Origin of the sequence: Hyphomicrobium sp., assembly GCF_035687085.1 — a bacterium.
In the GTDB taxonomy this organism is placed as follows: Bacteria; Pseudomonadota; Alphaproteobacteria; order Rhizobiales; family Hyphomicrobiaceae; genus Hyphomicrobium_B.
This window is the reverse complement of the sequence record NZ_DASRYS010000014.1, coordinates 199,009-211,668: the sequence shown is the minus strand read 5'-3', so window position 1 is coordinate 211,668 and position 12,660 is coordinate 199,009. Positions and strand designations below refer to the sequence as shown.

General features: G+C 61.7%; 12 protein-coding genes. 5 read left to right on the top strand and 7 right to left on the bottom strand.

Annotated elements, in window-relative coordinates:
- From VFG26_RS14385 to VFG26_RS14375, 3 genes are all read right to left on the bottom strand, one after another.
- The coding region (locus tag VFG26_RS14385; protein ID WP_325026479.1) for a hypothetical protein at positions 1-218 on the bottom strand (218 nt) is incomplete at its 3' end.
- A 126-nt stretch (positions 219-344) separates the two neighbouring features.
- Positions 345-1,334: a catalase family peroxidase gene (locus VFG26_RS14380; protein ID WP_325026477.1), complete on the bottom strand. Its 990-nt coding sequence runs from the start codon at positions 1,332-1,334 to the stop codon at positions 345-347.
- A 251-nt stretch (positions 1,335-1,585) separates the two neighbouring features.
- Positions 1,586-2,467 (bottom strand): DUF1236 domain-containing protein, encoded by an 882-nt coding sequence (locus VFG26_RS14375; protein ID WP_325026475.1) that lies wholly within the window; start codon positions 2,465-2,467, stop codon positions 1,586-1,588.
- A 287-nt stretch (positions 2,468-2,754) separates the two neighbouring features.
- Here VFG26_RS14375 and VFG26_RS14370 point away from each other — a divergent pair, with 287 nt between their 5' ends.
- Entirely contained in the window at positions 2,755-3,060 is a 306-nt protein-coding gene (locus tag VFG26_RS14370) for a hypothetical protein (RefSeq protein WP_325026473.1), read from the top strand.
- A gap of 67 nt (positions 3,061-3,127) precedes the next feature.
- Here the strand turns inward: VFG26_RS14370 and VFG26_RS14365 are convergent, their stop codons facing one another.
- On the bottom strand, positions 3,128-4,342 hold the full coding sequence (locus tag VFG26_RS14365) for a polyhydroxyalkanoate depolymerase (RefSeq protein WP_325026471.1): 1,215 nt from the start codon (positions 4,340-4,342) through the stop codon (positions 3,128-3,130).
- 125 nt (positions 4,343-4,467) lie between these two features.
- Between VFG26_RS14365 and VFG26_RS14360 the strand changes: the two genes are divergently transcribed.
- Both VFG26_RS14360 and VFG26_RS14355 read left to right on the top strand, forming a co-directional pair.
- On the top strand, positions 4,468-5,124 hold the full coding sequence (locus tag VFG26_RS14360) for a glutathione S-transferase family protein (RefSeq protein WP_325026469.1): 657 nt from the start codon (positions 4,468-4,470) through the stop codon (positions 5,122-5,124).
- Between the two features lie 180 nt (positions 5,125-5,304).
- Positions 5,305-7,254 carry an acyltransferase family protein gene (locus VFG26_RS14355; RefSeq protein WP_325026468.1) on the top strand — a complete coding sequence of 650 codons (1,950 nt, stop codon included), beginning with the start codon at positions 5,305-5,307 and terminating at the stop codon, positions 7,252-7,254.
- Between the two features lie 11 nt (positions 7,255-7,265).
- On the opposite strand, the gene VFG26_RS14350 is transcribed toward VFG26_RS14355, so the two are convergent.
- The 3 genes from VFG26_RS14350 to VFG26_RS14340 form a co-directional block, all read right to left on the bottom strand.
- Positions 7,266-8,036 (bottom strand): DUF4396 domain-containing protein, encoded by a 771-nt coding sequence (locus VFG26_RS14350; RefSeq protein WP_325026467.1) that lies wholly within the window; start codon positions 8,034-8,036, stop codon positions 7,266-7,268.
- An 81-nt stretch (positions 8,037-8,117) separates the two neighbouring features.
- Positions 8,118-9,743, bottom strand: a complete 1,626-nt coding sequence (locus VFG26_RS14345; RefSeq protein ID WP_325026465.1) for an acyl-CoA synthetase — start codon at positions 9,741-9,743, stop codon at positions 8,118-8,120.
- A gap of 304 nt (positions 9,744-10,047) precedes the next feature.
- Positions 10,048-10,800: a DUF1013 domain-containing protein gene (locus VFG26_RS14340; RefSeq protein ID WP_325026464.1), complete on the bottom strand. Its 753-nt coding sequence runs from the start codon at positions 10,798-10,800 to the stop codon at positions 10,048-10,050.
- A 242-nt stretch (positions 10,801-11,042) separates the two neighbouring features.
- On the opposite strand from VFG26_RS14340, the gene VFG26_RS14335 reads away from it, so the two are divergent.
- Positions 11,043-11,480: a MaoC family dehydratase gene (locus tag VFG26_RS14335; protein WP_325026463.1), complete on the top strand. Its 438-nt coding sequence runs from the start codon at positions 11,043-11,045 to the stop codon at positions 11,478-11,480.
- Between the two features lie 56 nt (positions 11,481-11,536).
- Positions 11,537-12,460 (top strand): bifunctional riboflavin kinase/FAD synthetase, encoded by a 924-nt coding sequence (locus VFG26_RS14330; protein WP_325026461.1) that lies wholly within the window; start codon positions 11,537-11,539, stop codon positions 12,458-12,460.
- Positions 12,461-12,660: the final 200 nt, after the last annotated feature.

Sequence of the window (12,660 nt, the reverse complement as noted above, 5' to 3'; positions counted from 1 at the left end):
TGAATTCTACCGCGCATCGCGGCCGGCTCCCGGAACGGGAGTCGTGATGCGCAATCAAAGAAGTCAATCACCTCTATCGATCCAATTCCAAAACGCGCCGCTGTGCCTTGTGCCAGCGGCGCGTTTTTGCGTTTGGTCCCTCCGCTGAAACCATCTTTGGCGAGCTGACGCCGCCAAGCAGCTGACTTCGATCGCCAGCAGAAGCGGATGCGGTTCAATTGTGCGAACTTGCACGTCGGCCAAGCGTTAGCTGTGCGCGACGCTCGCAGAAACCGCATCAAAAGAAAATGCCCCCGCCCTCCGGCATGTCGCCGGGAGGGCAGGGGCGGTCGTGTCTTTAGATCTTACTGTTGCGCTGCTTGCCGGCGCGAGAACGAGACGGCGTAAGCCTGTGAGCGCATCGGGAAAATGGTGTCGTTCTCCGGTCCTTCGATGCCGTCGACGACGTTCGTCGGATCGAAGATGCCATCATCGCAAGTCTTCGCGTCTTCGAAGTCCGTAATGGAGATCGTGCCGAGGTTGACCGCCTTGCGCTTCTCTTCCGGCCACAGCGCGGTCGGATCATCGACGGGATCACCCGGCTCGCCCAGGATCGCGATCAGCCTGAACTGAGCGGGACCTTTGGCCAGCCGATCCTTGAGTTCGGGACGGTAGAAGTCTGCATCCTTCGTCTTCGCTTCCTCGTCCGAGATTCCAGCTTCCCCGCCAACCGGCAGCGCCTTGTACTTGATGACCTGCTTCTTGCCGTCCGCGTTCGTGAACGTGAAGGCGTGAACGCCCCAGTAGTTCACGGTGGCGTAGCTCGCCGGCACGGGCCTCGCGTTGAGCCATTGCGCCGCCCGCGTCGAGTTCGGGTTTTCCTTGAAATAGGCCGCGATCTTATCCTTGTCCTTCGAAGCGACCGCAGTCAGCAGCTTCAAGAATTGATCGGGATCTTTGGCCGCGAAAACGGGCGCTGAAATGAGCAGCAGGTCCGTGGTGTTGCCTTGGCCCAGATCGAAATGCATCGCAATGCCGCGCACATTGTCTTTCTGCGCATTGGGTGCATCCGGATTGCCGCCGCCCATCGAGAAGCGCCCGATGACGCCGACGGGGGTTTTGGAAACGAAATGCGGTGCCTTGGTCAGCATTGCCGCTTCGGGTGCGGCGACGAAATTGCCTTTGACGCAGATTCCGTGGGTGTGCGCGGCGCGCACCCCGTCATGTTTGCCGAAAACAGCATTCAGCGCGTTGACGAGTGTTTCCGCATCAGCCTCCTCGGCACGGGCGTGGGAGAGAGGGACACTGATCGCGGCTGCGGCGAACAGCGCAGCCATGAACCGGTTGGAAAACATCGGAGACACTCCATTGCGAGGTTTGCAGTACGAACCGGCATACGGAGAGAGACCGGACATCGTTACCGGCCCTCCTTAAAGAAATGCGCTGCATATTGCGTGACAATACAACTGCCTCGCAACTGAGATTTTCACGTCGAAGCACATGAAATTCTCATCAGGCGGATCTTTTGCGCTTCAGCCGCGCATAAAGAAACCGCCGAGGCGTAAGCCCCGGCGGTTCTTGCCTTCCAAATGATCGCTCTGACGGTTTACGCCACGACGATGATGTCGACGACCTCGAGCGTATCTGGATCGACGATCGCGACGTGGTCTTCGTCGATCATGAAATATTCATAGTCGCGATACTCCGGCACGATGGCGATGATCGGCTCCGGAACGGCATAGATGTGTACGGAGCGCGGGATCTTGACGCCGACGTTGACGGTAACGCCGATGTCGCGCGCGGGTGCTACGCGGTGGCTTGCGAAGGCAGCGCGTACGCGCGTCTTCTGCTCAGGGCTCACGCTGGTGATTGAGCCGCGCGGGCCGCTGGACTTGCCTTCCGCGCCTGCGCTCGCGCCGGTCGACGCTTTGTCATTGTGGTTGTGGTCGCCGCGGTCGCTGCGGTCAGCACGATCGGAAGACTTGCTCTTGGAGCCGCGGTCTTCGTCATTGGCGTGACGGTTCTTGCCCTGCGAGTCGCGATCGCCCGCCTGCTTGTCTTTGTTCTTCGACGAGCGCTCGTCATTGCCGGCGCGCTGCTTGGAGGAATCGCGCGAGCCCTCGTCAGATGCCGAGCTTCCGCGAGATGAATCCGGGGCCCGATCGGCCTTGGGGCCGCCAGGGGTGCCGCTGTCGCTCGCCGAGCCTGGAGAGCGGTCCATCGCACCGCCGGCTGCCGGTGAGCCGCTGCCGCTCTCACCCGATGAGCCGCCACCTCTTTCCATTGCGCTGCCCGCGCCCGACGAAGCACCCGAGGACGAAGATCCGCCCGGCATCGACGAGCCGCCGCCGCCCGAACGCTCCATCGCCGCGCCGCCGCCGCCACCGCCGGCGCCCATGCTACCGCCACCTGCGCCGCCCGGCGATTGAGCCAATGCAAACGTCGATCCCGCAGCGAGTGCGAGAGCAGCAATCGAATACTTCAACATTGTTGGGTGTCTCCTGTCTTGGTTTCACGCTTGTGGTTGACCGCGACTGCCCCGCGATTGGGTGGTCAACGTGTTAATCGGCGTGCTGTTCCGGCAAGAGATCGGCTGCGACGTCCCGCATGGGCATCGTTGAAGCGCGGCGGCTTCCGCACGCGAATACTGCGCTGCACAAAGAAGAAGTAGTGAAAACGGAGTTCAAATATTGGGCCGTGGTGCGAACTCTTCTTGTGGCGAAAGAGTTCTCATCATACGATTCCGAGAAATCGAGGTAATCAACGGTGACTGCAATGACAGACACTGCAACTGCTACCCGGCCCACGGAAACGCCTTCTCCAACCCGCGATCTGACCAAAGCTGAAGTCGATCGCTTCCTCTCCGGCAAACACATTACGGCATGCCCCGTCTGCGGACGATTTCGCTCAAATTGCGATGTCGATGTCCATATGCTGACGTGCGAGCGCAAATCCTCGTCGAGCACCGCGCCGGTCAACGTGCTGATGATCGTCTGCCAGAATTGTGGCTCGATACAATTCCATGACCGAACCATCATCGCCCAGTGGCTGGACTGCCAGCACAAGGTCTGGGTGAAGTAGCACAGCCGCTTTGAGGGCAGTGGGCAGGCACGTACCGCGGCGCGTGCCTCAGGTCGTCCGTGAACGCCTATTCCATGGACAGAATGAAGTTGCGCACGACGGGATAGATCTCCGTCTCCCACCGCCGGCCGTTGAACGTGCCGTAATGGCCAACGTTCGCCTGCAGGTGATGCCGCTTCAAATGCGGGCGAAGCGAGCTGCATAGATCGTGCGCGGCCGCTGTCTGGCCGAGCGCGCAGATGTCATCCCGCCCGCCTTCAACAGTCAGCAGCGCCGTCTTCAGAATTTTGCCGGGATCGACCTTGCGGCCGTGATAGGTGAAGTCTCCGGTTGCGAGATCGGCGCGCTGAAAAATCCGGTCGATCGTCTCGAGATAAAATTCCTCTGTGAGATCGAGCACGGCGAAGTATTCGTCATAGAACGTCTTGATCTTCTCGGCTTCCTCGAACTCGCCCTTGATCAGATGCTCGTAAAGCTTCTGGTGCTGCGAGCGATGCCGCTCGGCGTTCATGGCAACGAAGCTGAAGAGCTGAACGAAGCCGGGGTAGACGCGGCGGCCGGCGCCCTTGTAGCGGCCTGGCACGCGCGCAGTGACATTCGACTTGAACCACGACAGCGATTTTTCCATCGCGAGCTTGTTGACCGCCGTCGGGCTTTCGCGCGTGTCGATGGGGCCCGCCATGAGCGTCATGGAGCGCGGCGTTGCCGGATGCTTGTCTTCCGACATGATCGAGACGGCGGCGAGTGCTTGCACGCACGGCTGACAAACGGCGAGAAGATGCGCGCCGGGGCCAGTCGCTTCCAGAAACCGGATGATGTAATCGATGTGCTCGTCGACACCGAAGCGGCCGGCTTCGAGCGGCACGTCGCGCGCGTTCGCCCAATCGGTGATGTAGACGTCATGATCGCGCAGAAGCGTTGCGCAGGTTTTAGCGAGCAACGTCGCGAAATGCCCTGACAGCGGAGCGATGACGAGCACCTTCGGCTGCGGAGTATCGACGTCCTTAGCGAAATGCAGAAGCTGCCCGAATGGGAGATCGAGCGTGATTTCTTCCACGACGGGAACGTCGCGGTTTCCAACGCGAACGGAAGAAATGCCGAAGTCGGGCCGCGTATGCGTAAGCTGGAAGCGCGAGATCATCTCGAATCCAGCCGTCAGATGCTGCCTTACAGTATCGACGGTCGGCGAAACCCGGTGCTCCATGGCGGCCTTGGAATGCCGGGCCACCTCGCGAAACGGCGCCCAAAGATCGTCCTGGAACTGATAGGCCTGATAAAGCATCCGCGCTTGATCCCCCGCGCATCACGCAAAAAAACGATGCGACGTAAAAACTTAGTGCATAATCTTTTGCGCTGCGAGAGGATTGTGGCCGCAGGGTTGAGAGCGCAATTGGAGTAGCGTCACCGATGTCGAAAGCAACGTTGGCGATCTCGTCGAAGAATTACTCTGCCTGGTCGCTCCGCGGCTGGCTGCTTTGCCGCATGGCCGGGCTCGACTTCGATGAGGAGGCCGTTGCGACCGACGATGAGGAAGCCCGCCAGGAGCTGCTGCTCGTCTCGCCGTCGGTCCGCGTGCCACGCCTGACCCACGGCAACGTCACGGTCTGGGATACTTTGGCGATTGCCGAATACCTCGCCGAAATCGCACCCGGAGCGGGGCTGCTTCCCGCCGATCAGGTCGCGCGCGCACACTGCCGGGCCGTCTCGGGAGAGATCCATTCGGGCTTCTACAACCTGCGCTCGGCCCTGCCGATGAATCTCAAGGCGCGGCACGAGTCCTTCAAAATCTTCTCGGGTGCCCGCCCCGACGTCGAGCGCATCAAGACCATCTGGACGGAATGCCTGGAGAAGTACGGCGGCCCTTATCTGTTTGGAGCCCGGCCAACGGTGGCGGATGCCATGTACGCGCCCGTTTGCACGCGCTTCCGCACGTATGCTGTCCCGCTCGAGCCGGCGCTGCAGGCCTACTGCGAAACCATCTTCCATTGGCCGCTGATGCAGGAATGGACGCAAGGCGCACTCATCGAGCCAGACGAGATCGTCGAGCTGGAAGTCGAATTCTAAAAAACCCGTTGCAACCAGCGTTGCGTCAGGATCACGTTTCACAGCTTTCGCGTGTACAGGGGTTCACATTCACACCCTGGTACACGCATAGTGAACGGCGTTCGTCCGGGGGGGGGAACATCGAGCTGCAGGGGGGAATTCCGGAAATGTCGTCCTTTACGGCGCGCTGTGTGAGCGCGCGTGTCTGATCTCGGGTCGAAGCCGGGTCTCGCCTACAGGCGCGATCTGGATGGGCTGAGGGGCGTCGCCGTAGGAGCGGTCGTCGCCTATCACTTGGGCCTGCCGCTCGCGCCGGGCGGGTTCGTGGGCGTCGATGTCTTCTTCGTGCTCTCCGGCTTTCTCATCACCGGCATCATCGCCGCGGAACTGCGGGCGGGCGCCTTCAGCATCATGAGCTTTTACGACCGGCGCATCCGCCGGATCGTGCCCGCACTCGTGTTTGTCTGCGCCTGCACCACGGCCGCCGCGCTCGCCTTTCTCATGCCGGGCGAACTCAAACATTTCGCTTGGAGCCTGCTGGCGACGGCGCTGTCCGTCAGCAATATCTGGTGCCTCACCCATTCCGGCTATTTCGATCCCTCAGCCGAGGTCCAGCCGCTGTTCCACACCTGGAGCCTCGGCGTCGAAGAGCAGTTCTACGTCATCTTCCCGCTCATCTTGATGGCTGCATTCAAGTGGTCGCGAGGCCGGCTTGAAGCGATCATCTGGATTCTACTGGCGGGCTCGTTGGCCTTGAGCGTGGTCCGTCTCGCCGGCCATCCGCAAAGCACGTTCTTCCTGCTGCCGACGCGCGCCTGGGAATTGCTGACCGGAAGCGTCATTGCGCTCGGCCTCGTGCCGACGCCCAACTCCCGCCCGCTGCGCGACGCGGCGTGTGCCTTGGGACTGTTCGCCATCGCGATCGCCGTATTCGGCTACACGTCGAAAACACCATTTCCTGGATTGGCCGCGCTGCTGCCGTGCATTGGCGCCGCGCTCGTCATCTGGGCGGGGCAGGGCGAAAATACGCCGGCGCGGCTGCTGACGGTGGGCCCGATGGTTTTCCTCGGGCTCATCTCCTACAGCCTCTATCTCTGGCATTGGCCGCTCATCGTCTTCGCCAACCTCTTGAACGTCGAGACATTGAGCGCGCCTCAGAAGATCGCCGTCGCAATAGCCTCCATCGTCTTGGCTACGCTGACATGGCGCTTCATCGAGCAGCCATTCAGGCGGCGAGGGGCAGGTGGGTTCACGCGGCCCGTCATCCTTTGGAGCGGCGGCCTCAGTCTCGGCGCGCTCGCTGGCATCGCGCTTCTATTCATGTCTCTGCAAGGCGTCCCCGGCCGTTTCGCTCCGCAGGTGCTGGAGATCGCTGCGGCAGAAGGAGACTCGAGCTCATGGCGGAAGAAATGCCATTTCGACGGCACGGCAGCGGGCAAGTACGGGAATTCATGCGTTTTCGGCGCGCCCGTGCCACCCAAGATCATTGTCTACGGCGACAGCCACGGCGCAGAGCTGAGCGTGGCCTTGGGAGCGCTGGCAGAAACGCGCAACGAAAGCGTTCGCCAGATTACCGCCTCGGGATGTCCGCCTGCCGCCGGCTTCTCCTATCTTCGACGTGGAGGATGCGCGAAATACAATGAGGCGATGCTTGCAAAGCTCGTTTCGATCGCGCCGGCCACGATCGTGATCGCCGCCAATTCGAGCGCTTGGGCAACAGAAGCGTCAGAGCGGTACTGGCAAGGGCTTAGGACATCACTCGCGGCATTGAGTGCTGCAGGACACCGGTTGATCGTCTTGAGTCAAATCCCACATCTGCCGAACCAGATGCCGGCGCCCGCCAGCGTCGCGCGCTGGACGATTCAAGGTAATCATCCGGCGGACTTTGCTTTCGCGCCGGATGAAGAGCTGAGCGAGGTGAATGCGAATTTGCGGACAATAGCGTCCGAAGTGAACGCGACCTACGTGCCGGTCGGCCCCACACTCTGCAAAGACGGGAAGTGCCACGCCTATCTCGACGATGCCGTTCTCTATTTTGACGACAACCACCTCTCGATGCACGGCGCCCGCATGGTCGCGGAGAAACTGCTGGTGCCGCTGCTATGGCCAGAAGGGGAGCCGGTCATGGCAGGTGCGGGGCTCTCGCATTAGGCAGCGCCGCCTCACATCTTTTCTTTGATGCCCGCTCTCAGCAGCCACCAGTTTGCCGGATAGCTGGTCATGAAGCCCGCAATCATCGCCAGCTGCATTGCGAACCAGAATACGGGGCTGTCGGCGGTGGCATGATGGCCGTACGCTTGAGAGAAGATGCGTTGGGCGATGTACATGGCTCCGTACATGCCGATCTGCCAGCAGATGAGCGATAGGCTATCGGCCTTGAGCGCGGCGCGGATGCCTTCGCCAGGCGAGAGATTGCGCATCGGCACGATCGCGAAATACTGAAAGATGATGCCGAAGCCGAAGGCGAAGAGAAAGTCGAGGATCCACACGGCGTAGATCTTCTCGGCAAAGAGCCAGTGCCATCCGAAAACGATCGCGATCGCCGGAAAGAAGAACGCGAGCAATTCGGCCGCGATGTCGCCCAGCGTGCAGCCGGCGCCGCAATGGAGCGTTCCTTTGCCGACCATCACGGGGAAGGGTGTCTGGGATTTGCCGGACATATGCATCTTCATGTCCATATCCATCCCCATGCCCGTGTCCCGGGCTCGGGGAGCGGCGTGCGGAGCCATCGCCCGGCCATAGCGGAAGTACGCCCAGACGACGAGGACCGTGCCGAAGAGCGCCGTTATGGGCCAAACCACATTCATGATGGCCATGTGCTGCGGGTGGCGCACGACGTCTCGTAAGATCACCACAGAGCAAGCGAAGCCTAAAAGCAGCGTGCACCAGGATAGAACAACGAGCCATTCCGGAAAATTCGGGGAAGACGGCATCGCGAGCGGTCCCCTGCAAAGGGCAATCCTCGTGAAAGCGCCGTCTACTGAGGAAGTTCCCCAGGCCCGGAAATCCGGCCGTTAGGCCTCTTTCGCCATCTCGCGCAGCTTGAACTTCTGGATTTTGCCGGTCGATGTCTTCGGCACTTCCGCAAAGACGATGTGCCGGGGCACCTTGTAGCGCGCGAGACCAGCGCGGCACCATTCGATGATCTCATCCGCTGTGGCCGAGCTTCCCGGACGCAGCTCGATGAAGGCGCACGGCGTCTCGCCCCACTTCTCGTCAGGCTTCGCCACGACGGCACAGAAGGCAACGGAGGGATGCTTGTAGAGCACTTCCTCCACCTCGATGGACGAGATGTTCTCGCCGCCCGAGATGATGATGTCTTTCGAGCGGTCCTTCAGCTGAATGTAACCGTCGGGATGAAGCACGCCGAGATCGCCCGAATGGAACCAGCCGCCCGCGAAGGCTTCGTCCGTCGCCTTCGGGTTCTTGAGGTAGCCCTTCATCACGATGTTGCCGCGGAACATGACTTCGCCGAGCGTCTCGCCGTCGGCGGGCACTTCCTTCATCGTCTCCGCATCGCGCACGCTCAGGCCTTCCAGCGCAACGTAGCGAATGCCCTGGCGGATACGCTTGGCGCCCCGCTCCAGCGGCGGCAGGTCGTCCCACGACTCGTCCCACTCGTTGATCGTCGCGGGACCGTAGGTCTCGGTGAGACCGTAAAGATGCGTCAGCTGGAAACCGGCATCCGCCATCGCGGCCATCACCGACGCGGGAGGAGGGGCGGCGGCATGATTGAAGGCGACAACTTGCTCGATCTTCAGCTTCTCATCGTCCGTCGCGTTGAGAAGTGTGGACATGACGATGGGCGCGCCGGACAAGTGCGAGACCTTATGCTCGACGATTGATTCATACATCGCCTTGGCGCGCACCCAGCGAAGGCACACGTGCGTGCCTTGCATCATGGTGATGGTCCACGGGAAGCACCAGCCGTTGCAGTGGAACATCGGCAGCGTCCACAGGTACACGGGCGAGCGCGTCATGCCGGTGGAAATGGTGTTCGCGTAGCACATCAGCGCCGCGCCGCGGTGATGATAGACGACGCCTTTGGGATTGCCCGTCGTCCCCGACGTGTAATTGAGCGAGATCGCTTCCCACTCGTCTTCCGGCCACCGCCACTCGAACTCCGGATCGCCGGTAGCAACGAATGCTTCGTAGTCGTCCGTCGACAGCGCTTCGCCCGTCTGCGGAAATTCGGGATCGTCATAGTCGATGACGATCGGCTTCACCGTCGCGAGTTCAAGCGCGGCCTTGATGACCGGCGAGAATTCCCGGTCGGTAATGAGAAGCTTGGTGCCGGCGTGGTCGAGCTGGAAGGCGATGATCGCCGGATCGAGCCGGGTATTGATCGTGTGCAGAACGGCGCCGGTCATCGGCACGCCGAAATGCGCTTCGAGCATCGGCGGCGTATTGGCGAGCATCACCGAAACCGTATCGCCGACGCCAATGCCGCGCTGGGAGAGAGCGGAGGCAAGCTGACGGCAGCGCGCGTAGAATTCCGCATACGTCAGGCGCGCATTGCCATGAATGATGGCCGTGCGGTTCGGAGCCGCGATCGCCGAGCGCGACAGGAACGACAGCGGCGTTAGCGGCTGAAAGTTCGCCGGATTCTTATCCAGATGCTGCTCAAATGGGTTCGACACGCTTCCGGCCCCCGGTTTTCTGAAATTTTTTGATCCCAAGCTCTCGAATGGAGAATGTGCTCGGAATGTGATGACGCTAGCGAAACCGCAAACAGCCGACAATGCCGGATTTATGACCGCAAGGCGTCTCAGCGGTCAAATGCGACCATGAGGCCGGCGCGGCCCCTTCGCGAAATGAACGTGCGCTCGGAGAGAACATCACTGCCCGGAGCTAGGGCAAAATCAAAATGACCTGAAAAATAGCGGGCTCCCGGTTGAGGCGAGCCACATCGGCCGGACGGTGCCGGCCGATGTCTTAACCAGCTTACGCGTCGTTTTCGTCGTCTTCGTTCTTGGTGGGCGACGTGAGACCCTTGAGCTTGGCGAGGACGCGGGCCTGCTCCTGCTCGGGTGTCTCTTCGGCGGCTTCTTCCGGACCCTTCGGCGCCAGGATCTCAGCGCGCGCCGGTGCGGCGCCGGTCGTCTCGGCTGCAGGGAGGAGCGTGCCTGCCTTCTCCTCGTCGCCGGCGTCCTTGGTCTTGTCCGTACGGCGAGCGGCCTTCTTCACTTCCGCGTCGAGGTCGATCTGCGAGCACAGGCCGAGCGTGACCGGATCCTGCGGCGTCAGCTGCGCCGAGTTCCAGTGCGTCCGGTCGCGGATCTGCGCGATGGTCGGCTTCGTCGTGCCGACGAGGCGCATGATCTGGCTGTCCTTCAGCTCCGGGTGGTTGCGGAGAATCCAGAGCACGGCGTTCGGCCGGTCGTGGCGGCGCGAGACGGGGGTATAGCGAGGACCCTTGCGCGTCTGCGGCAGCGGCGGCAGCTGCACCTTGCTTTCGGCAAGACGCAGTTTGTGCTTACCGTCCTTCTCGCCGCGGGCAATTTCCTCGCGCGTCAGCTGGCCGTTGGTGACCGGGTCCATTCCCTTGATGCCCTGTGCCACCTCGCCATCGGCGATACCCTTGACCTCGAGCGGATGCAGACCGCAGAACTCGGCAATCTGGTCGAATGAGAGCGCCGTGTTTTCCACCAGCCAAACGGCAGTGGCTTTCGGCATCAGGGGGCGGCGATCGCTCATGGGTGTCCTCTTTCGGTCTTTCGCAAGAGGATCGCGAAAGGCCATCTAAAACGGTAAATTAAGGGAATTCCCTTTTATAACGCCTCGCGAGGCCCTGATGCAAGCTCTCAAACCCGCCCTGGTTGCAACAAGGCCGCAGCCATATCTAGGCGACACCCGTTGCGGCCTGCGTTTGTGACGGGTTACTGTCCCGAAAAAAGGCCGGTTCTTAGCCGGCCGACCTAACGTGCAGGGATGTTTGAATGCTCGCAACCGCCGGCCGTACAAAGTATTTCGAGGACTTAGAGGTCGGGCAGGAAGCCTCGATGTCGCGAATTGTGGGCGAGGCAGACATCGTCGCCTACGCTGCGCTGTCGGGCGACTACAACCCTGTTCACCTTGACGCCGAATACGCCGCCAAGACGATTTTCAAGGAGCGGATTGCCCACGGCATCCTCTCGGCCGGCTATATCTCGGCCATCTTCGGGATGAAGCTTCCCGGCCCCGGTGCCATCTACGTCTCGCAGTCGCTGTTCTTCAAAGGCCCTGTGAAGATCGACGACCGGGTGGAAACGCTCGTCAAGCTCGTCGAGCTCATCCCCGACAAGAAGCGCGCCCGGTTCGAGTGCCTGTGCACTGTGGGCGGCAAGCCCGTGCTGACGGGCGAAGCGGTGTTGATGGTCCCCTCCCGTCCGCGCTAAAGCGCCGGGAGACCATCCGCAGTTCTCGAGAGGACCGGGGCGAGCCCGCGCCAAACATGCACGTCGTTCATGGCCACAAGCATGTTCTGCCGGACTATCGGGGCTCCGCCATCGCGATCGGAAACTTCGACGGCGTGCATCGCGGCCATCGCGCGCTGATCGCGGAGGCCGAGGGGCGCGCGCGGGAGACCAACGTCCAATCCGCGGTTCTGCTGTTCGAGCCGCATCCGCGCGAATTTTTCCAGCCTGACGAGACGCACTTCCGCCTGACGCCGCTGAAGCGAAAGATCGCGCTCATCGAGAAGCTGGGCATCGACATCGCTTTCGTCGAGCCCTTCAACGCCGAGCTGGCCGCGCTGACGGCCGAGCAATTCATCGAGCGCGTGCTCGTCGCCGGGCTTGGCGTTAGCCACGTCGTCATCGGCTATGATTTCTATTTCGGCCACAAGCGCGGCGGCAATCCGGAGCTGATGGTCCGCGCGGGAGAAGAACTGGGTTTTGGAGTGACTGTCATGCCGCCGATCGCAGAAGCGGGCGAGCCGTTCTCGTCGTCTGGAATAAGGCTTCACCTCGCCCAGGGCGACGTGAAGGGCGCGGCCCACATGCTGGGGGCGCATTGGCGCGTCTCGGGCAAGGTCGTGGGCGGCGCCAAGCGCGGCACGGGCATGGGCTATCCGACGGCCAACCTGCCGATGCCGAAAGGTACGACCCTGGGTCATGGCATTTACGCAGTGCGAGCCTATGTCGACGGCATTCCGCATGACGCCGCAGCCTACCTCGGCACCCGGCCGACGTTCGATGACGGCATGCCTGTCCTTGAAGTCTTCCTGTTCGACTTCAACGGCGATCTCTACGGCCGCGAGATGGAGGTGGAGTTCATCGACTTCATTCGTGGCGACCGCAAGTTCCACTCCGTCGAGGAACTCGTCGCCCAGATGGACGAAGATATCGCCAAGGTGCGAACGGTGCTGGCTAAGTAGGATTTCCCTCTCCCCACGCCAATGCACTCGGCGTGGGGAGAGGGTTGGGGTGAGGGGCCGCTAAGGCCGGAAACTGCGGCCGCCCCTCACCCTAGCCCTCTCCCCGTTGGAACGGGGAGAGGGGAGGATCCGCGCCACCTTTGCTATCGCGGGGTCCAGTTGCTAGAACCCGCGCTGATTTCCTTTGGAATTGAAAGTTT